Genomic DNA, 25,688 nt, shown 5'->3' with positions numbered 1-25,688 from the left:
GAAATATATAGAATAATTTCCAAAATCTTGAAGCCTTTAAGATATATGGAGGCTATTGCTATGATTTTTTTGTTATATATAGGAATAAAAAAAACGGCAGGTGTAAATGATATTACAACTGCCGTCTTATGGTAAGTTTTAAGAAAGGAGGCTTATCTTTTTAAAGCTTGAATTTTCTTTGTATTGAATTTCTCAGGAAATTCTTCATACCATTTACTGACTGTTTCAGCTCCTAACTTATCATAGATATAAGACAATTGCTGACTCAATTTTTCTTCCTGTATGTTCTGGAATTTCTGTTTCTCTTCCTTACTGTCAAACCCTATTATTTTTTCGGAAGCAGGTGTAGGCTCGTGATGCACAAATAAATTCAGCTTTTCATTGCAAAATTTTTGATAGAGACGAGTATGTAAAATAAAATTATGCCACATTTCGTCAATGATTAACAAAGAATTATCAATAAAAAGTCGAAAGCCTTTCTTCTCTTTAATGTTTTCTGAAGCTAACCATAGCCATTTTTTGGTTTCGAGCAAGATTTCTTCTGCTTCCTCTCGGTTTACAGAATATCTTTCCATGAAGCCATCAATGATTATGTTGTCTTCATTACAATCTAGCGCAGATAATAACACTTTATTGCATTTGGCAATTTCTTGAGTCATTTTACTCTAGGTAAATTGATTAGTGACTTTCACAAAGCGTCATACATACAGACTGCATTGAATTATTTTTCCTAATAATTCTCTTTACTAATTGTTCTTTTTCTGTGTTTACTTTAGAATTGTTTTTAGTAGTAGTAGTTTTCATTTCTTGTACTTTTTAGAGTTAAATTAAATTTTCAGCTCGCAAAGGTATGTTCTGAAATTTCATAAACAAGAAAAGATGTAACTATTTGAAATACTGTATTTTAACCGATTTAATAAATCATGAGATATTTAATTTAAATATAAATATATGAATATATTTATTTTGACGGTTATCAATTAAAAGGCTAAAAGTAGAGTAAGAATTCTGTTTAATAATAACTGATTTTTTATCATAATTCCTAGAAATTTAATTTGTTAACAGAAGAATTAGTAAAATGTTATAATTGCATTTAACTAATTAAGTCTTTTTCTTTTTCTTTTTCGCAGCGGGGAATAAGATGTTATTTAAAATCAATCGATAGCCTGGAGAATTAGGATGTAAATTTAAATCAGTTGGTGGCTCTCCTACAAAATGCTGGTAATCTTCCGGGTCGTGCCCACCATAAAAAGTCCAAAAACCTTTGCCGAAAATTCCATGAATATATCGGGCTTCCTCTATGGAAGTGTTTTCTCCTAATATCACTACATCTGGTTTAATTAATGATTTTCTATAGGCAGTAGTCTGCCCCATAAAACCTTTGACCAGCTTTTCATGATTTTGGGTAAGCATAGTAGGTATAGGATCCCATTTGGCAGAAAATTCGAATAGGGTAAAGAAATCATTCCCCTCTTTCATTCCTGGGCGGTCAATTTGATTTTGGTCAATATTGGAATATTCGTATTCGAGCGGATTCATTTCCAGTTTGAAATCCTCAAAAGCCAAAGTTTGCTCATAGTCTAGTTTTTCTTGTGCATTTGGGTCTGCAGGATCACCATCATACATTCTAGCAGCTATATCAACTCCTTCCGCTGCCAAAGCTATATCATAAGTGTCCGTGGCAGAACACATGGCAAATAGGAATCCTCCTTTATTGACAAAACCTCGGATTTTCTGTGTGATAGCTAGCTTTAATTGTGATACTTTTCTAAAACCATGCTTTTTGGCCATGGCTTCGTATTCCTTTTGTTGCTCTATATACCAAGGTTGATTGGCATAACTTCTATAAAATTTTCCGTATTGACCAGTGAAATCTTCATGGTGTAAATGCAACCAATCATATTCTGAAAGCCCTTCAGTCATAATTTCATCATCGAAAATCACATCATAGGGTATTTCAGCATATGTTAACACCAGTGTTACAGCATCGTCCCAAGGCTGTTTTGATTTGGGAGAGTATACTGCAATTTTAGGCACCTTATCCAATCGCATGGCATCCATATTGGAGGAGGGGCTTGCAATTTCGTCCAGCATATTGTTAGCCGCAGCATCGGATATGATTTCATACGAAACCCCTCTGATAATCAGCTCGTTAATAATTGATTGTCTGCTTTCAATCATAAAACTACCACCTCTATGGTTTAATAACCAATCTACGGGTATTTCTTTCTCCAATATCCAAAAGGCAACTCCATATGCTTTTAAATGATTGGACTGCTCTTTATCCATAGGAACTAAAATTTGATTGGCATTCAAACTTTGAGCTGAAAGGAAAATAATGAATATGTAAAGGAAAATTTTATGAATCATATTAATATTAATCTATTTTTAAATATATAACTAAATATAATAAATGGAGTTTCAAATCAAAGTTTCTTACTTTTATGTAATATATCGTGAATAATCACATTAAATTGCTAAAATTTACAAAAAAATAACTGCTTTTGGATTATCTGGAAAATATTAAGGAAGGCGTTAGATCGATTAAAGGGAATCGATTGAGAACGATTTTGACCGCTGCAATTATTGCAATTGGTATAACTGCTTTGGTAGGGATACTTACCGCTATTGATGGAATACAAAATTCTGTAAGTGGAAATTTAGCTGGATTAGGTGCTAATAATTTCGACATTGAAGCTAGAGGTTTAGATGGTAGAAGAAGTACTTCTGATGGAAAAAAAGAAAAAAGTTATGAGCCTATTGGTTACAAAGAAGCTGTTCAGTTTAAGAGTAAATATAATTATGTAGGAGATGTCTCATTATATACCAGAATGACGGGCAGTGCTGAGCTGAAATACAAATCTGAAAAGACCACACCAACCATAGATGTATATGCTGCAGATGAAAATTATTTAATTCAAAAAGCATATGATATCGATAATGGTAGGAACTTTTCGCCCTTAGAGATTCAGAATAATAGTGGAGTCGTAATTCTAGGTGCTAATGTGGTTGATAAATTATTTAAAGAAAATGTTAATCCAATAAATGAAGACATCTCATTTTTTGGTGCTCGTTTCAAGGTTATTGGTGTGTTAGAAGAGCAAGGTGGTATGGGTGGAGGTGGTGCAGACCAGTCTGTATTAATTCCAGTTGGATTATCAACCTTGTTTGCCAACAATACTCTACAATATAATATAACAGTTTCTCTTCCTGATCCTATTTTGATGGAGCAAGGTATAGCTGAAGCAACTGGTGTAATGCGTGGAATTAGAGGAGATGGCATAGGTCAAGAAAACTCTTTTAATATTCAAAAAAGTGAATCTTTAGCAGAAAGAATGGAGGAAATAGCTGGATATCTAAGAATAGGAGGATTTGCCATCGGAGCTATTACTCTTTTGGGTGCTTCAATAGGTTTAATGAATATCATGATGGTTTCTGTAACTGAAAGGACTCGGGAAATAGGTATTCGAAAAGCCATTGGTGCTTCTCCTACGAAAATACGTTTACAGTTTTTATGGGAAGCTATTGTAATCTGTCAAATTGGAGGAATTGCAGGAATAATTTTAGGTATAAGTATCGGTAACGGGATATCGGCCCTAATTGGTGAAGGCGGTGGTTTTGTGGTGCCATGGCTATGGATGATTGTGGGTGTGATAATTTGTATTATTGTAGGCTTAATATCAGGTTATTATCCAGCTTATAAAGCTTCCAAATTAGATCCTATCGAATCATTAAGATATGAGTGATCGATAAGTAAATTATCATGAAAAAATATTCATTCCTCATATTTTTATGTTTCTGTTTGTCATCAGCCGTAGAGGCCAAGGACAGCTATTTTCGAGGCTTCTTTCATGGTGAAAATGTATTCGTGAGAAATCCCTATTTAGGTCAGGATGCAGGCTTTTGTATAGAAAAAATTTATTTGAATGGCGAATTAGTAGTTGAAAACCCCGAAATATCAGCATTTGAAATAGATATGCAAGATCTTGAGATGGATACAAGGGTTGTAATCCGAATTGTTCATCATGATGATTGTCAACCAGAATTGACAAATCCTGAGGTTATTGAAAATGATCTGAAATTTAGCTGGTTAAAAGTTTATGTGGATGAAGATCAAATTATTTGGATAACTACAAAGGAATCTAAAGAAGGATTCTATATCGTTGAAAAAAATATGGATGATGGATGGATGCCACTAGACACTATTAAAACAAAAGGTGGGATATTCATTAATCAGCACAGTATTGAACTTGACCATATACAAGGTGATAATTTGTACAGAGTTCAATATCATGACCCAAAAATGGAGGTTAATTTTTCAGAAAGTTTTAATTTTTATTCGGATAAGGAAGAAATTAGCCATGCCATTGATGAAGACAATTGGATTATAGAATTCACACAAGAAGTAAGTTATTTGCTTTATAATGACAATAGTAAGATAATAAAAAGAGGAAAAGATGTTTCTTGTGATATCAGAAAGCTTCCCAAAGGCCAATACATGATTAAGTATGATGGCAAAAAAGTTTATTTTGAGAAGAACTAGTTGTTTATAAGCATTTGTGCCCTTTTGCTATTAAAAAAGTGATTGATAAAATCAGTATTTCGTTTTTTCATTAAAAGCATTTCATTTTCAGCATATTGAGTTTTTCAATACCCTCAATTTTTAAGTTTCAAAAATTTAACTCAATAAGGAATTAAAGCACTTTTCTGTGTATTTTAATTCCTTATTTCTTAGATAAATACAAATTTAATTCTAACAAACACTTGTAAGTTAAATTTAAGTTTCGGAAATTACTCTGCATACAGCATAAATTAAAACCAAAACTAATCACAATGGAAATGAGAAAAATTTTAACAGTATTATTAGCTTCAGCCCTTTTATGGTCTTGTTCGCAAGATGATGAAGACTTAAGCGTATTGGATGATAATGTTCAGCCAGAACAAGAGATTGAGATTGTCCCCAAAGAAACAATTGATGCAATTATTAAAAGCGCATTAGAGGAAAAGAATGAATTCAATTGGTCAGAGCTTAACGATGTTCAATTGTGGAGTGCCTTAGTTCATTCTGATAGTATTCTAACTGTAGGATACTTAGCAGCAGGTGAAAGCAACATTAATGAAAGAATTACTTCAATTAATGTACAAGATCCTAATTGGGTGAATTCAAGAACGGATATTATTGAAGAAACCCGTTCGGTAATCGAAAGGAAAAGGCAAAAAAATATCACAGATGCGGACTTGCCTAATTTTTCGCATGAAATATTGCCTTTTGTTGAAATGAAGATTTATGATTTAGAGGTAATCAATAGATTACGTTCACTGGATAACGTTCGTTATGTTGAGCCATTAAGTTATGAGGTTGATTTTCAAAAATATGGCGAAAATGAGCGATATAGTGATTCAGGTTGTTCAAATGACCCAAACAATAATTTAGCTGGTCTTTATACAGATATTGCTCCAGGTGCTAAAATGTCATGGAATTATCCGCAAATGGGTATTGACCAGGCTTGGAATTATAGCACAGGTGCAGGGATTACAATTGGGATGATTGATACAGGTTTATCGCCTGATCAAGATAAATTAGATAATCAATTTAATTCAGGATATTCACAAAATAGAACAGTTGAAAGAAAAGGAACTTACCAAACGGGTTCATGGTGGTGGAAAAAATATGATGGCCCAGATGATAAGTGTGGTCATGGTACTTCAATGGCAGGTGTAGCTACTGCTCCGAGAAGTAATGATGGTTCTGCAGTGGGCGTAGCTTATAATGCTAACTTAGTGGGTGTTAGAGGCACAAGTGATGTAATAGTAAATGGTGGAAATGAAAAAGATGGAGTTACTGAAGCTTTAGTATATCTCGGCAATCACTCTGATGTGAAAATCATTAGTATGTCTATTGGAGATGTCTTTAATAATTCTAAAGTAGCCGATGGAATTCGTTATGCTTATGGAAGAGGTAAGTTGATTTTTGCTGCTGCTGGTACTTCTACAAGCTGGACTAATTGGTTTGGAGTTATCTTCCCTGCTAATATGAATGAAACAGTTGCTGTTACGGGTGTAAAAGAAGGGCAGTATAAAAGATGTAACACTTGTCATTCAGGTAGTAAAGTTGATTTTACTGCAATTATGGAAAAAGCTGGATCTGATGCGCATCCTTTATCAGTGGCTATGAGCGGAAATCAGCCTTCAACTGTAGGAGGGTCATCCGTGGCTACAGCCACTACTGCGGGTATTGCAGCTTTAGTTTGGTCTAAGAATCCATCCTGGAACAGAGATCAAGTATTACAAAAACTCAGGGAGTCATCTGATTTTTATCCGAACAGAAATTCTGATTTTGGATATGGAAATCTAAATGCACTTGCTGCAGTACAATAATTAAAATTAAATGCTGTATATTGAAAGCTGTCTTAATTTAGTTGAGACAGCTTTCTCTTTTTATACTGTTTCTAAGAAAGTTCTAAAAGAAACACACTTATCTTGAAATTTCTTGTTGTGTTCATCCCTTAATCTTGGAGCTTCCTCAGTCATATATTTCTCCAGTTTATTCAACTCATCTGTAAAATACTGAATGGCATAAGTCTCACCTTCTCCTTCCGTTTCATTCAATAGTCTCAGCATTTTATGATCGTGGAAAAAACCAGTTGCTAAAATATCAGGAATATGGATTTCCTTCATCCAATTTACCCAGATATTTTCTACCTCTTTCTCAACATTCACTGTAACATTATAAATTATCATGGTGTTTTTCAATTTTTTTTTACAAATTTGAAACTTAATATCGTTTCTAAAAAACATTTTTAACGTCTTGTGGTTATTTTTTTACTTATCAACCCAAAACATATTGATTATAAGAAGTAAACTTTAATTTAAACAGGTAAGTAGAAAGGAGAGAAGCAAAGTGAGTAGTTATTCAATTAAAGATTTAGAGCACCTATCAGGTATTAAAGCACATACCCTCAGGATTTGGGAGCAACGTTATAATTTCATCGAACCAAAGAGGACCGATACAAATATTCGTTATTACAGTGACGAAGATTTAAAATTGGTGTTAAACATCTCTACTCTTAAGGAAAATGGATACAAAATATCCAAAATAGCCAAAATGAGTGAAGATGAGCTTGGGAAAGAAGTTTTAAAAATAGCAGAAACAAATCTCAGATTTCCAGATCAAATCAACTCATTAACATTGAGTATGATCGATATGGATGAAGATAGATTCGAGAGTATTTTAAATAATAATATTCTAAAATATGGTTTTGAAAGAACCATGTTGAATATTATATATCCATTTTTAGCCAAAATAGGGATGTTATGGCAAACCGGTAGTATTTTGCCAGCGCAAGAACATTTCATTTCCAATTTAATTCGTCAGAAAATGACAGTAGCCATAGATGGGCAATACGTCACGGAAAGAGAATCTAAGGGTAAATGGTTATTATATTTACCAGAAGGGGAATTACACGAGTTGTCGTTAATGTTTGCCTCATTCTTATTGAGGGCTCGAAAGTTTAAAGTTATTTATTTAGGTCAAAATCTTCCAAAATCAGACTTATATTCTGTTAGGGAAATTCATCAACCTGATTATGTATTAACTATTTGTACTGCAGCACCAAAAAAATCTGAAGTTCAAGAGTATATAGATGAAGTTGCAGACCTATTTAGTAGTGCTACCTTATTTGTAGGAGGTTTTCAGATTATAGGTCAAGATATCAAAAGAAAGAAGAATGTAGAATTCATTATGAAAATGGAAGATTTACTTGACTTCATTAAGGAAAAAGATATTGAACTTTCCCCCAAAAGGCCAGAGGGTCAAAAAAACATGAAATATGAATAAGAAATAATTCTCAATTTTAAATTCTAAGCTATCCGAAAGGATGGCTTTTTTTATACCCTTATTTTTAAGTTTCCAGTCATTAATTTTTTTTTCCAAACCGCAAATTTGATTAAGCTTAAGTATAATGATGAATAAAACTTAAGAAAAATCCCTTTTTGTTCAACATTTATTAAACTTTTAAATTTAATGTATCTACATACAAAAACATCCGTTTAATCAGCCTTAATAGAGCACAGGCCTATTTATTAGCTAATAATAAATATAAAAAGTCTAGTTATGTTTAATAAAAATAAAAAATAATTAAACAAAATATTTGGTTATTGTTTAATTAAATTATAGATTTGTTAAACAACATTAAACACTGACAATCATGACAGCATTAGAATTTGGTTACGCGATTAATAACATGACGAAATCTATGAAACCTTTCGCATTAAGGCTGACGAAGGACATGGAGCAGGCAAATGATTTAATTCAGGAAACTGTATTGAAAGCATTTTCAAACCGAGAGAAATTCTCAGAGGGTACTAATTTAAAGGCATGGTTGTTTACTATCATGAAAAATACTTTCATCACGAATTACCAAAGAATGGTAAGAAGAAAAACTTTCATTGATACCACTGAAAATTTACACTTTATAAATTCGACAGAAAATATAGCTCAAAATTCTGCTTATGGTTCTTTTGCAATGGCGGATATAGTAAGTCAAATTTCTAAATTGGATGATGTTTATAAAGAGCCATTCATGATGCACTACAGAGGATTTAAATATCATGAAATTGCTGAAAAATTAGAAATTCCAATTGGAACTGTTAAAAATAGAATCCATATTGCCAGAAAGGAATTGAAAGATGCTCTTAAGATTTATGCTTAACAACAACATTTAATGGCAAATAAAAAAGTAGTAGTAATTGGTTCTGGTTTTGCAGGTTTATCTACTGCAACTTACTTAGCCAATGAGGGCTGTGATGTAACAGTCTTAGAAAAAAATAAAGATTTAGGAGGACGAGCCCGTCAGTTCAAAGCTGAGGGCTTTACTTTTGATATGGGGCCAAGTTGGTATTGGATGCCTGATGTTTTTGAAAAGTATTTTGAGACTTTTGGTAAAAAAGTAACTGATTACTACGAGCTCCAAAGACTAGACCCTTCTTACCACGTACTTTTCGGAAAATATGATATTTTGAAAGTGCCTGCAAATATGCAGGAATTCAAAAATATGTTGGAAGAACTTGAACCAGGCAGTGGTGAACAACTTGACAAATTCTTAGCGCAAGCAGCTTATAAATACGAAAAAGGAATCAATGATTTAGTTTATAAACCAGGTCGTTCGCTAACCGAATTTATGAGTGTCAAATTACTTTTTGATATGGTGAGAATGGATATTTTTTCTTCCATTTATAGTCACGTTAGAAAGTTTTTTAAGAATGATCGCATCATTCGTTTGATGGAATTCCCAATTCTTTTCTTAGGAGCTCTTCCAGAAAATACCCCCGCACTTTATAGCTTAATGAATTATGCTGATATCAGCCTTGGGACGTGGTACCCAAAAGGAGGAATGCATAAAATTGTAGAGGGAATGGTAAAACTTGCTGAAGAAAAGGGAGTGAAGTTTATATCCGATCAGGAAGTGTTGTCTGTTGATTGTGAAGGGAACTTAGCCAAAAGAGTAATAACCAAAACTGAAACATATGAGGCAGATGTAGTTGTTTCATCTGCTGATTACGAGCATACCGACCAAAAAATTCTTCCTGAGAACTTTAGAAATTATAATTCCAAATATTGGGAAAGCCGAACAATGGCGCCTTCTTCTTTAATTTTCTACTTAGGCATAGATAAAAGAATTGAAGGCTTGGTTCACCATAATTTATTTTTCGATCATGATTTTGGCCCTCATGCCCAAGAAATTTATGAAACCCCAAAATGGCCGAATGAACCTTTATTTTACGTAAGTGCCCCTTCTAAAACGGATGATTCTGTAGCGCCTGAGGGCAAGGAAAATATATTTATTCTAATGCCTGTTGCACCAGGCTTAGAAGATAATGAGGAAATTAGAGAAAAGTATTTTGACCTCATTATGAATAGAATGGAGAAAATATTAGGAGAAGACATTAAGAAATATGTAACTTATAAGCGGAGCTATGCACATAATGATTTTATAAATGACTATCACTCATTTAAAGGAAATGCTTATGGTTTAGCTAATACTTTAAAGCAAACGGCTATTTTAAAACCGGCTTTAAAAAACAAGAAACTGAAAAACTTTTATTACGCTGGACAGTTAACTGTTCCTGGCCCAGGAGTACCTCCATCATTGATATCAGGACAGGTAGTTGGGAAAGAGGTGATGAAGGATTTCAATAAGAATTAAGAGCATGGATGCTAGAGAACTATTTAACCAAACCACCTTTGAATGCAGTAAGCTGATTACGAATAGATATAGTACATCTTTCAGCTTAGGTATAAAAAGTCTTGATAAGAAATTTCATTATCCTATTTATGCTATTTATGGTTTCGTTCGTTATGCGGATGAAATTGTAGATACCTTTCATGAAAAAGATAAAGCTGCCCTTTTAAAAGATTTCAAGGCGCAAACCTACGAGGCAATTGAAAATAAAATCAGTTTAAATCCTGTTTTACATTGCTTTCAGATGGTCGTGAATGAATATCAAATTGATCATAAATTAATTGAAGCATTTCTACATAGCATGGAAATGGATTTATTGGATATTGACTATGAACAATCCTCTTATGAAGAATATATTTATGGTTCAGCCGAAGTAGTTGGGTTAATGTGTTTAAAGATTTTTTGTGAGGGTGATGAAGAAGAATATCAAAAGTTATTGCCACCGGCAAAAAGTTTAGGTTCGGCTTTTCAAAAAGTAAATTTTCTTCGTGATATAAAATCAGATTATTATGAGAGAGGAAGGGTTTACTTTCCTGGAGTGGATTTCAATGATTTTTCAATATCGCATAAAGAAAAAATTGAAGCCGATATACAAAAAGATTTCGACCATGCGTATGAAGGAATAGTAAAATTGCCAAGAGGCGCTAGATGGGGAGTTTACTTAGCTTATACTTATTATTTGAAATTATTTGATAAGATTAAGCGATTTCCACCTAATAAAATTTTAGAGGAAAGAGTAAGAGTTCGCGATTCTAAAAAACTATTTCTACTGTTGGGTAGTTATGTAAAACATCAGTTCAATACGCTCTAAAAATATCCCCATGATGAACTTAAATGTTAAAATAGATAATAGCTCTGGATTCTGCTTTGGTGTAGTTTATGCCATTGAAATGGCAGAAGATATGCTCGATGAGCAAGGCTATCTTTATTGTCTAGGAGATATTGTGCATAATGATGAGGAGGTAAAGAGACTTGAAGCTAAAGGTTTGAAAATTATAGATCGTGAAGCTTTACAGGAATTAAGAGATGAAAAAGTTTTAATCCGTGCCCATGGTGAACCGCCTTCCACCTACAAATTAGCAATTGAAAATAACCTTACTTTAGTGGATGCCTCTTGTCCTGTGGTTTTGAAACTACAGAACAGGATAAAAAACTCTTTCGATAAAAAAGAGCAAATCTATATTTATGGGAAACACGGTCATGCTGAGGTTGAAGGTTTATTAGGGCAAACCAATCAGGAAGCAGTTGTATTTCAGGATATAAGTGAACTGGATATTGATAGTTTGCCAAGAGAAATGACCTTATACAGTCAAACTACCAAAAGCACTGATAATTTCTATAAAATAAAAGAAACGCTTACTGAAGCGGGGATTAGTGTAAATGCTAATGACACCATTTGCCGACAAGTTTCCAATAGAGACAAAGAACTTAAGTCCTTTGCAGGAGAATTTGATAAAGTTATCTTCGTTTCGGGAACAAAATCATCGAATGGAAAGGTTTTGTATAATGTATGCAAGGATAAAAATCCTAATACATATTTCATCTCAAACACTACCGAATTAGATAAAAGCTGGTTTGCAGAAAATGATTCAGTAGGAATTTGCGGTGCCACTTCAACTCCAATGTGGTTGATGGAGCAAGTTCGAGATGAATTATTGAAATTTTAAGTTCAATTCTTTTTAATTTGCATTCATGTCAGAAGTTTTGACCATATTATTTTATGCCTTTTTAGTTGTTGGAACCTTCTTCTTTATGGAAGGTGTGGCTTGGTTTACTCATAAATATATCATGCATGGTTTCCTATGGACTTGGCACAAATCCCATCATAAAGTACATAACCATAAGCTAGAAAGAAATGATTTGTTTGCGGTGGTATTTAGCGTTCCATCTGCAGCATTAATTATGGCTGGAATTGAATTTCCAGAAGTAAGATGGTTGTTGTTTGTAGGAATAGGAGTGGCTTGTTATGGAGTGTTCTATGTTTTATTTCATGATATTTTAGTGCACAGAAGAGTGAAACTAAAATTCAAAGCCAAAAATTCTTATCTGAAAAGAATGATGAGAGCGCATTACATTCACCACGAAGTACACACCAAAGAAGGCGCAGAAGCTTTTGGTTTTCTTTACGCACCAAAAAAATACGAGCCTAAAGAGGAGAAAAGCAAGGCTTAATCTTGAATTAAACCTCAAGGGAGATAAAATTGTATTATTTATGCATAACCCCTTTTGAGATAATGAAAAAGCCTAAGCCTTCTTATTAGGCAAAGTCGAAATTTTATACAAGCCAAAGGCTTGAGGTATCTCTCGCAGAGACGCAAAGACGCTAAGACCTCGCAACGTAAAATTAATGAGAAAAGCGGTTTTTAAAGACATGGAAACACATACTATCCTTTGCGAAAACTTTACGACTCTGCGCCTTAGCGAGAAATTTTTAGCGTCAAAGACGCCTGCGGGCTAGTTATTAGTTTTTGAAGAGAAAGGTAATAAGCTACTAAGGAATTGAAAGCATTCTATAGTATTATCAATCTCAATACAAGCTTAAATTCCGAGACTATTAAATTTATTTTTAATCCAACATCTCCTCCTTCAACTTCTCCCAATCCTCATTTTTATACTTCAGATAACAATGCTGGTGATATCCATCAAGCTTTATTAGTGAATCAAAGAGCTTTACTTTTTCAGATTTATTTAAATTACCTACCAAATGTTGACTGACTTCATTAGCTCTATTCATTACTGAAAAACTCTCAATTTTTCCTTTTTCAGTAAGTTTTAAATGCTTACTCCTTTTATCCGTTTCATTTGCTTTTTCTTCCAGGATTCCATTTTTCACCAATCTTTTGATAGTTTCAAATATGGTGGTTTTCTCTTGAAGAGAATGACTAGCTACCTCTGATTTACTACAGCCTTCATGGCTCATCACAAATAAAGCTACTCCAAATTCAGTTAAATTATGGATAGTTTGGTCAGCGAAAGCTTTCTTTTCCCAAATTTGAGTAAAGCTCATCAATCTTCCCCATGCCCAGCCAATATATTCGTCTGGTGAATTCGCAGGAAATGGAAAAGGCATTTTTTTACTCATTTCTTCTATCTCATTTCCAATATTTTCTTTCTGCTCATCCTCGATCAAACTTTTTCCAAACTCACTTATAGTAGCATTTGGATTCTTTTTTAAGAAATCCTGATAGAGTTGAAGCAGTTTAATTCCATTGTCTAACATTTTTTGAAAAAATTTTATTATAATATTAAAACAACTTTGTAACAAAAATGTTATGAATTTGTAATAATATTAAATCTTAAACTTAAATATTAAAAATGAAACGTAACATTTTTGGGTTAATAGGTACTGTTATAGTTTTTATGACTTTACCTCAATCACTTTTTGGGCAAGGGAAAGCGAGTTTTGGTGGCTATGTAAAAGATGCTAAAACAGAAGAGCCTTTAATTGGAGCCACTGTAATTATCGAAGGAACAGAGTTAGGTGCAGTAACAAATGTTGAAGGCTATTATGAAATTAAGGATATAGAACCTAAATCTTATACCGTAACCGCATCTTTTGTAGGATATGAAAAATCTTCGAAATTCAATGTTACAGTGCGTTCCGGTGGAATTCCTAATGTGAATTTTGAATTATCTGAAGATGTAGAGCAATTAGAAGGAGTTACTGTACGAGCAAATCCATTTAAGAAAAATGAAGAAACGCCACTTTCAATACAGAAATTATCCCCAGAGGAAATTGCTACTTATCCTGGCGGAAATAATGATATTGCAAAAGTTGCTCAGTCTTTACCAGGTGTAAGTGGTTCGGTTGGTGGTTTTCGAAATGATATTATTATTCGAGGAGGTGCGCCAAATGAAAATGTATATTATTTAGATGGAATTGAGATTCCAAATATCAATCACTTCAGCACCCAAGGGAGTGCTGGTGGTCCAGTAGGTTTGCTAAATGTATCTTTTTTCGAGGGTGTGACATTATCATCCAGTGCATTTGCTAGCCAATATGATAACGTACTTTCAGGAGTACTACAATTCGACCAACGTGATGGAAACAGGAGAGAGTTTAGAAATAATTTCAGATTGAGTAGTAGCGAAGCTGCCGTTACCACAGAAGGCCCTTTATTTAAAAAGAAAGATGAAGAGAAAAGTAATACTTCATTTATTGCTTCTGTGAGAAGGTCATATTTACAGTTATTATTTCAGGCTATTGATTTACCATTTTTACCTGATTATTGGGATTATCAATATAAATTGACTCATAAGTTTGACGATTACAATGAGCTGGTTTTTACTGGTGTGGGTTCTGTTGATGATTTAACCATCAATGCGCCAGATGATTTTGATGCAGAGCAACAAGCTGTTTTAGATCAGATTCCTGTCATTCAACAGTGGAGCACTACTTCAGGATTAAGCTGGAAACGTAGATTTAAAGATAATTCTGGATTTATGACCACTGCTTTGAGCACTAATATTTTGAATAACCAATTCGAACAATTTGAGGATAATGTAAATCAAGAAGGTTTAGTGTTTAGCAATAATTCTCAAGAACAAGAAGTTAAATTGCGTTATAACTTGACTAAATTTTTAGAAGACTGGACTTTCAATACAGGATTTATAGTGCAAGAAGCTATATATTCTAACAATTCTGAATTGATAGATGAAAACAGAGGCTTTAGTTATGAAAATAGCCTGAATTTCACCCGCTATGGAGTAAATGCTCAAGCTTCACGAAACTTTGTAAATGATAGGTTAGGTTTGTCGGCAGGTTTTAGAGTGGATGGAAATACTTTTACAGAAACAGGGAATGAATTCTATAGAACTTTTAGCCCAAGATTCTCCGCTTCTTACACTTTTGATGAAAAAAGAAAATGGACAGTGAATGCTTCTGTGGGTAGATATTATAAAATTCCGCCCTATACTATTTTAGGATTTACTGACCAAAATAATACATATGCCAATAAAGATGCTGAATACATTCAAAGTGATCATTTGGTTGCTGGAATTGAATATTTGGTAACTCCCTCTTCGCGTTTCAGCATAGAAGGTTTTTATAAGAAATATGATAATTACCCAGTTTCAGTAGTAGATAGTGTTTCATTAGCTAATTTGGGTGGAGGTTTTTCAGTATTGGGTAATGAAAATATTGAAAGCGTTGGTTTAGGAAGAACTTATGGAATGGAATTTCTTTATCAGCGAAAATTAACCAAGGATTTTTATGCAATCTTAGCTTATACCTTGTATAGAAGTGAGTTCACTGGTTTTGATAAAGATGAATATTTACGCTCAACATGGGATAATAGAAATTTATTAACTTTCACAGGAGGTTATAAGTTTGGTAATAACTGGGAGTTAAGTGCTCGTGTTCGCTATTTAGGAAAAACACCATTAGCACCAGTCGATCAGGATGCTACTTTACAATCTTATCCAAATATCATCAGAGATTATTCTCGTCAAGGAGACTTATTGCTAGATCCATTTAATCAAACGGATATAAGGATTGATAAGAAGTGGAATTTTGATAATTGGACTTTCAATATCTTTTTTGAAGTACAAAATGCTTTTGTTCAAGATTTACCATCAGAACCTAATTTTGGCTTAAGAAGAAATGATAATGGGGAAGTACAACAACCACGAGAATTGGTGAGAATTGCTGATGTAAGTAATAGTTCTTTATTACCTAATTTGGGTATAGTGATTGATTTTTAAAATCTTTATTTACATTATCAATTTTTAAATAAATTTTGTACTAAATTTAAGTTTTTGAATTAGCAATTAAACTTATTTAGTTTTGAAAAGAATATTAATACTCTTTATATTTTCATCATTATTTGTTTTGAAAGCACATGCTCAAGTAAAATTTGAGAAGGGATACTATGTTGATAATCAAAATGATACTGTAAAATGTCTTGTAAAAAATAAAGGATGGACGAATTTTCCAGAATCATTTACAATTAAAATTAATGATAGTAATGAGAAGAAAGAATTGTCAATTGATGAATTGAAGATGTTAAGAATTTCAGATGAAGTGAAATTCATTAATACTATAGTTAAAGAAGATATATCTGATAATAATTCTAGTAAAATAGCATATAATAATGATTTAGTATATACAGAAAATGTTCGATTATTAAAAGTTTTAGTTGAATCTGAATATTCACTTTATTTTTCTGAAAAGGATAATAGAAAAAAGTTTTTTTACTCTGGCCCAGATAATGAAATTAGGCAATTAATTGACAAGCGGTATTATGTAAATGATGATAATATTGCAACAAGTCAAGAGTATATAAAACAACTTTTAAGGATAAACGAATGTCAAAGTACGGAATTAAACAATCGTGCAATTAATGATAAATTAAATGAATCAAATTTAATCTACTATTTTGAACAAATTAATAACTGTTTAGGAACTAATGTTGTCAAATATGAAGAGAAAAATTTTGATGATAAATCTCAAAAAAGTTACTCTGTTAAACTGGGTTTGAATTTAGCAAATAGCCAATACATATTTCGCTCTTCAAACTCATCAAATACAATAGATTTCCCTTCTGATCTTGCTTCCACTTTTGGAATTGAATTAGAAATTCCTATTAAAGCTAATAAATTTAAATGGTCATTAATTACAGAGCCTACATTTAAGTATATAGCTTCTTCTAATACAGTAATTGACCAAGGATTAGAACGAAATTACGAGTTTCAAGTCTATTCGTTGGATATTCCTTTAGGGATTAGATATAAATTTTACTTATCAGATGATTTATTAATATTTTTAAATTTCAAAACTCAATTAACTTTAAATATGGGTAATTCATTTGTTGATTTAGATTTTGGTCAATATCATGATGCTCAAACTAAGTTTAATTTGAATGCTGGTTTTGGGTTTAAATGGAAAAAATTGATATTAGAATATAGAAGAGATCCTCAAAATATACTTAATCAAAGGGTTTATGAGGAATTAGTACTTCATAATAACACATTTATTATTGGGTATACATTTTTAAAAAAGTAAAATTATAAAAAGAGATGTATCTATAATTTTTATAATTAATAGGTAACTATCATTAAATTCAACTTTCATCAAGTTAAACTATCATTAAATGAAAATAGCAGTAATAGGCACAGGTTATGTAGGATTAGTAACGGGGACATGTTTTGCGGAGACCGGCAATCATGTTACTTGTGTGGATATAGATGAAGCAAAAGTTAAAAAATTGCAGTCAGGAAAAGTAACCATATATGAGCCTGGTCTTGAAGTAATCTTTGAAAGAAATGTAAAACAAAACAGATTGGATTTCACCACTGATCTTGCAGAGGGAATTAAAGGAGCTGAGGTCATTTTCTTGGCATTACCAACACCTCCAGGAGGAGACGGTGCCGCTGATTTGCAATATGTGTTGAAAGTAGCCGATGATTTGGGCCATATTCTGGAGAATTATGCAGTCGTGGTGGATAAAAGTACAGTGCCGGTAGGTACTGCCGATAAAGTGCATACTGCTATAGCAAAAAATGCCAAAGTGGATTTTGATGTGGTTTCCAACCCCGAATTCTTAAGGGAAGGGGTGGCCGTGGATGATTTCATGAAGCCTGAGAGAGTTGTGATTGGGACCCAATCTGAACGGGCTACCAAGATCATGGAAAGATTGTATGCCCCGTTGGTAAGGCAAGGCAATCCTGTCATCTTTATGGATGAAAAGTCAGCAGAACTGACCAAATATGCCGCCAACTCATTTTTGGCCACCAAGATTACCTTTATGAATGAGATTGCCAATATTTGTGAACTCTTGGGTGCCAACGTAGACATGGTGCGTAAAGGAATTGGTACTGATACCAGGATCGGTAAGAGATTTTTATTTGCTGGAATTGGTTATGGAGGGAGTTGCTTTCCAAAAGATGTCCAGGCATTGGCAAAATCGGCTAAGGATGCCAATTATGATTTTAAGATACTAAATGCGGTAATGGAAGTGAACACCACCCAAAAAACCCGCTTGATGGATAACTTAAATGGCTATTTCAAGAATGATTTAAAAGGCAAGACCATTGCGATGTGGGGCTTGGCATTCAAGCCGAATACAGATGATATCAGGGAAGCACCGGCATTGTATAATATTGAAGCTTTATTAGCAGCAGGTGCAAAAGTGCAAGCATACGATCCAGAGGCGATGGAGAATGTAAAAGGACAATTGGGTGACAAGATTGTTTATTCCAAAAATCCAAGTGAAGCATTAAAAGGAGCGGATGCCTTGATGATTATGACGGAATGGCCAGTTTTCAGAACACCTGATTTCAATGAAATCAAAAATGAACTGAACGAGCCGTTGATTTTGGACGGTAGGAATTTATATGAAGTAGAGCATATGAAAGAATTAGGCTTTACTTATTTTAGTATAGGAAGATAATGGCTATGGCTAAAGAACGAATATTAATTACAGGGGCAGCAGGATTTTTGGGTTCACATTTGTGTGACCGATTTATAAAAGAGGGCTATGATGTAATTGGGATGGATAACCTGATTACAGGGTCAATGGACAACATAGCCCATTTGATGGGGAATGAAAATTTCGAATTCTATCATCATGATGTCTCCAAGTATGTGCACGTTTCCGGTGATTTAAAATATATTTTACATTTTGCATCTCCTGCCAGCCCTATTGATTATTTGAAAATACCGATTCAAACCTTGAAGGTAGGGGCGCATGGTACGCACAATTTATTGGGACTTGCAAAAGATAAAAAGGCTAGGATTTTAGTGGCCTCAACGTCTGAAGTGTATGGTGATCCATTGGTTCACCCACAAACAGAAGATTACTATGGAAATGTTAATCCGATTGGTCAGTCGTGGAGTATATGATGAAGCCAAGCGCTTTATGGAATCCATTACGATGGCATACCATACTTATCATCAATTAGAAACACGAATAGTAAGAATTTTCAATACCTATGGCCCAAGAATGAGGTTGAATGATGGCAGGGTATTGCCTGCATTTATTGGGCAAGCTTTAAGAGGAGAAGATTTGACCATTTTTGGAGACGGCTCTCAAACCCGCTCGTTTTGCTATGTGGATGATTTGGTGGAAGGCATTTATAGATTATTGTTGAGTGATCACACACATCCTGTAAATGTAGGGAACCCTGATGAGATTACGATCTCGGAATTTGCTGAGGAAATAATTAAATTGACGGGGACTACGCAAAAAGTGGTATATAAAGATCTTCCAAAAGATGATCCTAAGAAAAGGCAGCCAGATATTACCAAAGCAAAAGAATTATTGGGCTGGGAGCCAAAGGTCAGCAGGCAAGAAGGTTTAAAAATTACTTACGAATACTTTAAATCTCTTGACAAAGAAAAATTGTTCCAAAAAGAGCATAAAGATTTTGAAAAATATATAGTAAAATAATGGCGAATAAAGTACTGGTTACGGGCGGATTAGGCTATATAGGTTCTCATACCGTGATAGAATTAATGAATCAAGGATACGAACCTTTGATTATAGATAATCTTTCAAATAGCGACATTTCTGTTTTGGATAGACTTGAAAAAATTACGGGTAAGCGTCCTGAATTCCAACAAGTTGAAATGCGGGACAAAGAGCAATTGCAAGAAGTTTTTTGGAGCAATAATAATCAAATTTTAGGAGTAATTCATTTTGCAGCTGCTTTATTAGTAGGAGAATCAGTAGAACAGCCATTACATTATTATTTCAATAATCTAACTTCCACTATCAATTTGCTGGAATGCATGAATGAGTTTGATGTAAAACCTATTGTGTTTTCCTCTTCTTGCACGGTATATGGTAATCCGGATCAACTGCCAGTAAGTGAAGATGCACCCATAAAACCTGCTATTTCTCCTTATGGAAATACTAAAAAAGTATGTGAGGATATTTTAAAGGATGCAAGCATAGCTCACCCTATAAAAGTGGTGTCTTTAAGATATTTTAATCCGATTGGAGCTCATAAATCATCTATAATCGGAGAGTTTCAGTCAGGCCCACCTCATCATTTAGTGCCATTTATTACCGAAACCGCTACTGGAAAAAGAGAAAAACTTAATATTTTCGGGGGTGATTGGAATACTCCTGATGGCACTTGTGTTCGTGATTACATCCATGTTTCTGATGTAGCAGAAGCTCATATTAATGCCATGGAATTTGCTATTAAGCAATCTGATAAATCCTTTAATGTATTTAATATAGGTTCAGGTAACGGTTATTCAGTTTTAGAAATGGTGAAAAGCTTTGAGAAAACTACCGGAATGAAAGTCCCTTGTGAAATAGTGGACAGAAGACCAGGAGATGTAGAAGCTGTTTATGCCGATACTACAAAAGCCGCAAAAGAACTAAATTTCAAAACCAAAAGAGGATTGGACGAAATGCTCAAATCTGCCTGGGATTGGGAACAGGCTTTAGCTGAAGAGTAATTACGAATTTAGGTTACTTTTTTTATGCTTAGTAAGCCTCTTGTCAACTGATTTTAGCTTTGCTAAAATTTGTCAATTGTCAACTATTTTTTTACTTATGAGTAACTTCTATAAATTTAGAAATAGCCTGATAAACCTCTTCCTCTTCTTCAAACATTCCCATATGACCAGTATCTGGTAAGTTTTTCAAATAGGGATGCTTCATAAATTTAATTTGCGATTTACTGGATGCAACTGGGATACTGCTGTCTTTCTCACCATATATAAATAGGATAGACCCCTCAAATTCTTTAATGAAGTCTAAACTATCATTCCGATCACGCATTGCAAGCATATAATCGGTAAGTGTTTTTTCAGGAATTTTGCTTCCTTCCTCCACTATGGATTGGATGGTGTCTTTTAATCTGTCTCGATGTTTCTCACCAAAAAGCATAGGAACAAAACTCTGGATGAATTTTTCTACTCCATGTCTTTGTATAAATTCTATTGATTTTTCTCTGCCTTCTTTTTTCTCATCTGTATCAGATAGAGCAGTGGAATGAATCAGTCCAATATGAGAAACAATATTAGGAAACCTTTTGGCTATTTCAAGTGTGACATACCCCCCTAAAGAATGACCCATAATAATACATTCTGAGACATTCAGCTTTTTAAGGCAATCATAGATAGAATTAGCCACCATATCAAGACTATGCTCATATGGCAAACTATCACTCTTTCCAAAACCAGGCAAATCAGGGGTAATTACCTTGTATTTTTTAGATAATTTTTCCCTGTAGTGATTCCATATTTTATGGGTTTCCCCATAACCGTACAAAAAAACTACCGGATAACCTTTTCCGGAAACTTCATAGTGAATGGTCATAGTTTAGCATGTAATGAATGTTCAACCATTTGAAGCGCTGTGGTAAAAATGCCTTCCGGATCAAAGTTGCATTCTGCATGAAGCTCATGTTGCTCACCATGCTCAATAACTTTATCTGGAATACCCAAACGTTTCACTTGTGAAGAATAATCATTTTCTGCCATAAATTCAAGAATTGCACTACCAAATCCTCCCATTAGGCATCCATCTTCTATGGTTATTACCTTTTTATATTGGGAAAATACCCGATGCAATAATTTTTCGTCCAAAGGTTTTACAAATCGCATATCAAAAACTGCTGCATCAACACCTTCTTCGGCAAGTTTTTCAGCTGCTTCCATTGCATAATTTCCAATATGACCAATGCTTAAAATAGCAATATCTTTCCCTTCTTTTACTTGTCTCCCAGTACCAATTTCCATAGCTTCCATTGGAGTCCTCCATTCAGGCATTACGCCTTTACCTCTTGGATAACGGATAGTAAATGCCTTTCCTTCTCTTGGAAGTTGAGAAGTGAACATCATATTTCTTAGTTCGGATTCATTCATTGGGGCAGCCACTATCATATTTGGTATGCATCGCATAAAAGCGATATCATAGTTTCCGTGATGGGTAGGGCCGTCAGCTCCTGCAAAGCCTGCTCTGTCTAAGAAGAAGTTTACTGGTAAATCTTGAATACATACATCATGAATTACCTGATCATATCCTCTTTGCATGAACGTACTATAAATATTGCAAAAAGGAATCAATCCTTGAGTCGCTAATCCAGCAGAAAAAGTTACAGCATGTTGTTCAGCTATCCCCACATCAAAAGCTCTATCGGGCATGGCCTTCATCATTATATTTAATGAAGATCCTGAAGGCATAGCTGGTGTCACTCCAACAATTTTATCATTCTGCTCGGCCAACTCTACTATAGTGTGACCAAAAACTTCTTGATATTTTGGAGCAGAAGGTTTGTCTACAGGTTTTTTCTGAATTTCTCCTGTTATTTTGTCAAATTTTCCTGGAGCATGCCACTTAGTTTGGTCTTTTTCCGCTGGTCCAAATCCTTTACCTTTTGTAGTGACACAATGCAATACTTTAGGCCCTGGGATATCTTTAAGGTCTCTTAAAACATGAACCAAATGATTCACATCATGCCCATCAACTGGGCCAAATATCTTAAATTAAGTGATTCAAATAAGTTACTTTGCTTTAAAAGGAATGATTTTATGCTATTCTCTAATTTGCCTACAACCTCTTGGGCACTTTTTCCAAAACCGCTTACTTTGCCTAATAATTTCCAAACATCATCACGCATTCTATTATAGGTATGCGATGTGGTGATGTCGGTTAAATATTCTTTTAATGCCCCAACATTTGGGTCAATTGACATACAATTATCATTTAAAATGATTATCATATTGGCATCTGAAGCACCGGCATGGTTCATACCTTCGAAAGCCATTCCACCTGTCATGGCACCATCTCCGATTACGGCAATGTGTTGCTTATCAAATTCGCCTTTTAGGTTAGAGGCTAAAGCCATACCCAAAGCAGCTGAAATGGAGGTGGAAGAGTGTCCTACACCAAAAGCATCATATTCGCTTTCTTTTCTTTTAGGGAAACCAGACATTCCTCCATAAACCCGGTTAGTATGGAATCTTTCTTTTCTTCCCGTTAAGATTTTATGCCCATAAGCCTGATGACCTACATCCCAAATTACTTGATCTTCTGGCGTATTGAATACATAATGAAGAGCTGTAGTGAGTTCTACAACACCCAAACTTGCACCAAAATGACCACCATATATCGATACATTATCAATTATAAACTGTCTTAATTCTTGGCTTAATTGGACTAATTGAGATTGATTGAGTTTCCTGAGATCAGCAGGGCTGTCAATCTTTGATAAAAGTTCTCCGGGTTGAATAAGCATAATGTCTTAAAATGTTTAAAGCAGAAAACAAATACTATTAGTAAATGTTTTGTTTGATAAAATTTTTACCTCCCTTTTTTTATTTAGGAAGTTAAATTCAATCATTGCATAGTGTATTCTCAATTAATAAGGTCTCCATGGGCAACTTTTCGAATCCACAAATTACCGAAATTTTTGTTTTATTAAAGGCAAATTTACAATAAAATCCTGCTAATCACCTGCAATCTTTTCAAATTCGATTATCTTTGAAATTGTTGAACGCTTAAATGACCATCGCAATTGAGTTTTGAAATAAAACTTCCACTTTTTGAAGGCCCTTTTGATTTACTACTTTTCTTCATTGAAAGGGATGAATTGGATATTTACGATATTCCTATATCCAAAATCACCAATGATTTTTTGGATTATTTAAAGCACTTAGAGCAAATGAATATAGAAGTGGCTAGTGAATTTATTTTGGTGGCTTCTACACTGATGCGCATAAAAGCAAAAATGTTATTGCCTCGTCCTCAGATCGATGAAGAAGGTAATGAAATTGATCCTAGAGAGGAATTGGTTCGTCATCTTTTGGAATACAAAAAATACAAATCTGTTTTGCAGGAGCTTTCGGACATGGAAGGCAAAATGCAGGAGAAGGAGAAGAGAGGAAACGTAAAAAGAGAAGTAAGGTCTCTTTCTGAAACCATTAACGTGGAGGCGGAATTACAGAATGTAGATTTATATAAACTTTTAAGGGTTTTTAGGGATGTGATGGCACGCTATGAACTCGAAAAAAACAAACCTTCCCATAAGGTAGTTCAATATCCCTACACCATCGAAGGTCAAAAAGATCATATCATAGGAAAATTGGAGAGAGATGGAAAGTTAGCCTTTACCAAATTTATAGAAGAGAAACCCGAGAAGATAGCGGTGATTTTTAATTTTCTGGCCATATTGGAGCTATTGCAAAGTGCCTTGATTACTATTACGGTAGGAGAGGGCTTTAATAATTTCTGGCTCGAAAAAATTGAAACAGTTGCTGAATGAAGTTAGAGAAGGAGAAAATTTTCAAAACCCTTAACCCCAATAAGGTATGGATTCCTGTATTGCTGGGCGTATCCATTGTAGCTTTTTTATTCTATCAAGATGATACTGTAACAGTTGAAAATCTATCCTTAATTTTTGAGGCAGAAATTATTCCTGTGGCTCTTGCCTTTTTGGTTTTATTTGCTCGTGATGTAGGTTATGTATACCGTATTCGCATGATAACGGGTAAAAGACTGACTTGGAAAAGTAGTATTTATGTCATCATCCTTTGGGAATTTGCTTCTGCCGTGACGCCTTCAGTTGTTGGGGGTACTGCTGTAGCTGTTTTCATTTTGATGAAAGAAGGCTTGAAATTGGGAAAAGCCTTGGCTTACACCATGATTACCGCCATTTTCGATAATCTTTATTTTGTGGTGATGGCTCCCATTGTTTATTTGATAGCCTCAGGTCATATTTTTCCTCAAAATTCAATGATAGAAACGCAATTAGGCAGAAGTTTGCCTACATTGTTTATAGTAAGTTATTCCTTAATAGCAGTTTACACTTTTGTAATGGCTTTTGCTGTTTTAGTAAATCCAAGATGGTTTAGATGGATTTTACTTAAAATAACTTCCATAAAATTTTTAAGAAGATGGCGGCAGGGAGCTTATGAACAAGGCTCTGAAATCATGTTGGCTTCCAAAGAGTTAAGAGGAAGGAATTTTACTTATTGGTTAAAGATTTCGCTTTCGACTATTTTTATATGGACTGCTCGTTATGCCATGTTGAATTGTGTAATTGAAGCTTTCTCTAACCAAAGTTTTTTCGATCACATCGTCATATTTGCCCGTCATGTAGTGATTTGGATTACGATGTTGGTTTCACCTACTCCGGGTAGTAGCGGAACAGCTGAATTTATTTTTACCCAATTCTTTAAAGAAGATTTAGGTTCGGTTACTTTCATCACCAATATTTTCTGGCGTTTGATGACTTATTACCCGTACCTGTTTTTAGGTGCGATTGTATTGCCAAGATGGATAGCGAGGGTTTTTAAGAAGAAGAAATAATTTAGAGTTTGGTAGGTGTTTTGGGTCAATTGGCAGACGCGATATGTGTGTGCCAACAGTGAAATGATGTTCTATGGCTCCGTAGGAGCCTACTTATGGTAACTAAAAAACTGTTAGAAAATCCCAAGCTCCATAGGAGCGACCTTATCATCTACATACAGTCAATTAAATTCAAATA

20 protein-coding genes and 2 pseudogenes are annotated in these 25,688 nt (G+C 34.1%); 16 read left to right on the top strand and 6 right to left on the bottom strand.

The features are described from left to right. Positions 1-152: 152 nt before the first annotated feature. Together ABWH96_RS17570 and ABWH96_RS17565 are read right to left on the bottom strand one after the other, a co-directional pair. Positions 153-659 carry a hypothetical protein gene (locus ABWH96_RS17570; RefSeq protein ID WP_375578811.1) on the bottom strand — a complete coding sequence of 169 codons (507 nt, stop codon included), beginning with the start codon at positions 657-659 and terminating at the stop codon, positions 153-155. Between the two features lie 442 nt (positions 660-1,101). Then, positions 1,102-2,370, bottom strand: coding sequence for an asparagine synthetase B (locus tag ABWH96_RS17565; RefSeq protein ID WP_375578810.1), 1,269 nt, complete (start codon positions 2,368-2,370; stop codon positions 1,102-1,104). 134 nt (positions 2,371-2,504) lie between these two features. Between ABWH96_RS17565 and ABWH96_RS17560 the strand changes: the two genes are divergently transcribed. The 3 genes from ABWH96_RS17560 to ABWH96_RS17550 all read left to right on the top strand — a co-directional run bounded on the left by ABWH96_RS17560 (position 2,505) and on the right by ABWH96_RS17550 (position 6,378). Beyond that, the gene (locus ABWH96_RS17560; RefSeq protein ID WP_375578809.1) at positions 2,505-3,746 is read left to right on the top strand and encodes an ABC transporter permease; all 1,242 of its coding nucleotides are present in this window, start codon (positions 2,505-2,507) and stop codon (positions 3,744-3,746) included. A gap of 17 nt (positions 3,747-3,763) precedes the next feature. Continuing rightward, positions 3,764-4,543: a hypothetical protein gene (locus tag ABWH96_RS17555; RefSeq protein ID WP_375578808.1), complete on the top strand. Its 780-nt coding sequence runs from the start codon at positions 3,764-3,766 to the stop codon at positions 4,541-4,543. Positions 4,544-4,839: 296 nt separating this feature from the next. Then, positions 4,840-6,378, top strand: a complete 1,539-nt coding sequence (locus tag ABWH96_RS17550; RefSeq protein ID WP_375578807.1) for a S8 family serine peptidase — start codon at positions 4,840-4,842, stop codon at positions 6,376-6,378. Between the two features lie 60 nt (positions 6,379-6,438). Here the strand turns inward: ABWH96_RS17550 and ABWH96_RS17545 are convergent, their stop codons facing one another. Next, the gene (locus ABWH96_RS17545; protein WP_375578806.1) at positions 6,439-6,741 is read right to left on the bottom strand and encodes a DUF4286 family protein; all 303 of its coding nucleotides are present in this window, start codon (positions 6,739-6,741) and stop codon (positions 6,439-6,441) included. A gap of 160 nt (positions 6,742-6,901) precedes the next feature. Here ABWH96_RS17545 and ABWH96_RS17540 point away from each other — a divergent pair, with 160 nt between their 5' ends. From ABWH96_RS17540 to ABWH96_RS17515, 6 genes are all read left to right on the top strand, one after another. Further along, positions 6,902-7,837, top strand: a complete 936-nt coding sequence (locus tag ABWH96_RS17540) for a MerR family transcriptional regulator (RefSeq protein WP_375578805.1) — start codon at positions 6,902-6,904, stop codon at positions 7,835-7,837. A 370-nt stretch (positions 7,838-8,207) separates the two neighbouring features. After that, the gene (locus ABWH96_RS17535) at positions 8,208-8,711 is read left to right on the top strand and encodes an RNA polymerase sigma factor (RefSeq protein WP_013453610.1); all 504 of its coding nucleotides are present in this window, start codon (positions 8,208-8,210) and stop codon (positions 8,709-8,711) included. A gap of 12 nt (positions 8,712-8,723) precedes the next feature. Further along, on the top strand, positions 8,724-10,205 hold the full coding sequence (locus ABWH96_RS17530; protein ID WP_375578804.1) for a phytoene desaturase family protein: 1,482 nt from the start codon (positions 8,724-8,726) through the stop codon (positions 10,203-10,205). A gap of 4 nt (positions 10,206-10,209) precedes the next feature. Continuing rightward, positions 10,210-11,052 carry a phytoene/squalene synthase family protein gene (locus ABWH96_RS17525; protein WP_375578803.1) on the top strand — a complete coding sequence of 281 codons (843 nt, stop codon included), beginning with the start codon at positions 10,210-10,212 and terminating at the stop codon, positions 11,050-11,052. A gap of 10 nt (positions 11,053-11,062) precedes the next feature. Continuing rightward, entirely contained in the window at positions 11,063-11,908 is an 846-nt protein-coding gene (locus ABWH96_RS17520) for a 4-hydroxy-3-methylbut-2-enyl diphosphate reductase (protein ID WP_375578802.1), read from the top strand. A gap of 25 nt (positions 11,909-11,933) precedes the next feature. Beyond that, positions 11,934-12,413, top strand: a complete 480-nt coding sequence (locus ABWH96_RS17515; RefSeq protein WP_375578801.1) for a beta-carotene hydroxylase — start codon at positions 11,934-11,936, stop codon at positions 12,411-12,413. A gap of 394 nt (positions 12,414-12,807) precedes the next feature. Here the strand turns inward: ABWH96_RS17515 and ABWH96_RS17510 are convergent, their stop codons facing one another. Next, positions 12,808-13,461, bottom strand: a complete 654-nt coding sequence (locus tag ABWH96_RS17510) for a MarR family winged helix-turn-helix transcriptional regulator (RefSeq protein ID WP_375578800.1) — start codon at positions 13,459-13,461, stop codon at positions 12,808-12,810. Positions 13,462-13,556: 95 nt separating this feature from the next. On the opposite strand from ABWH96_RS17510, the gene ABWH96_RS17505 reads away from it, so the two are divergent. From ABWH96_RS17505 to galE, 5 genes and pseudogenes are all read left to right on the top strand, one after another. Continuing rightward, positions 13,557-15,944, top strand: a complete 2,388-nt coding sequence (locus tag ABWH96_RS17505; protein WP_375578799.1) for a carboxypeptidase-like regulatory domain-containing protein — start codon at positions 13,557-13,559, stop codon at positions 15,942-15,944. Between the two features lie 82 nt (positions 15,945-16,026). Further along, positions 16,027-17,244, top strand: coding sequence for an outer membrane beta-barrel protein (locus ABWH96_RS17500; protein ID WP_375578798.1), 1,218 nt, complete (start codon positions 16,027-16,029; stop codon positions 17,242-17,244). An 88-nt stretch (positions 17,245-17,332) separates the two neighbouring features. After that, on the top strand, positions 17,333-18,631 hold the full coding sequence (locus ABWH96_RS17495) for a UDP-glucose dehydrogenase family protein (protein ID WP_375578797.1): 1,299 nt from the start codon (positions 17,333-17,335) through the stop codon (positions 18,629-18,631). Positions 18,632-18,636: 5 nt separating this feature from the next. Continuing rightward, positions 18,637-19,630: pseudogene (locus ABWH96_RS17490) on the top strand (UDP-glucuronic acid decarboxylase family protein). After that, positions 19,630-20,652 (top strand): UDP-glucose 4-epimerase GalE, encoded by a 1,023-nt coding sequence (gene galE / locus ABWH96_RS17485; protein ID WP_375578796.1) that lies wholly within the window; start codon positions 19,630-19,632, stop codon positions 20,650-20,652. The pseudogene ABWH96_RS17490 and the gene galE overlap by 1 nt, the downstream one beginning before the upstream one ends. A 91-nt stretch (positions 20,653-20,743) precedes the next feature. On the opposite strand, the gene ABWH96_RS17480 is transcribed toward galE, so the two are convergent. Together ABWH96_RS17480 and dxs are read right to left on the bottom strand one after the other, a co-directional pair. Next, positions 20,744-21,517, bottom strand: coding sequence for an alpha/beta fold hydrolase (locus tag ABWH96_RS17480; RefSeq protein ID WP_375578795.1), 774 nt, complete (start codon positions 21,515-21,517; stop codon positions 20,744-20,746). After that, a pseudogene (gene dxs / locus ABWH96_RS17475) lies at positions 21,514-23,438 on the bottom strand (1-deoxy-D-xylulose-5-phosphate synthase). Before dxs ends, ABWH96_RS17480 begins: the two are co-directional and overlap by 4 nt. Before the next feature lie 279 nt (positions 23,439-23,717). On the opposite strand from dxs, the gene ABWH96_RS17470 reads away from it, so the two are divergent. Together ABWH96_RS17470 and ABWH96_RS17465 are read left to right on the top strand one after the other, a co-directional pair. After that, complete coding sequence (locus ABWH96_RS17470; RefSeq protein ID WP_375578794.1) at positions 23,718-24,464, top strand: segregation and condensation protein A; 747 nt, start codon at positions 23,718-23,720, stop codon at positions 24,462-24,464. Continuing rightward, the gene (locus ABWH96_RS17465) at positions 24,461-25,510 is read left to right on the top strand and encodes a YbhN family protein (protein WP_375578793.1); all 1,050 of its coding nucleotides are present in this window, start codon (positions 24,461-24,463) and stop codon (positions 25,508-25,510) included. The genes ABWH96_RS17470 and ABWH96_RS17465 overlap by 4 nt, the downstream gene beginning before the upstream one ends. The last annotated feature ends 178 nt before the right edge of the window (positions 25,511-25,688 follow it).

The organism is Marivirga tractuosa (genome assembly GCF_042140215.1).
Classification (GTDB): domain Bacteria; phylum Bacteroidota; class Bacteroidia; order Cytophagales; family Cyclobacteriaceae; genus Marivirga; species Marivirga tractuosa_A.
The sequence above is the reverse complement of the archived record's forward strand: the minus strand, read 5'-3'. Positions and strand labels throughout refer to the sequence as shown.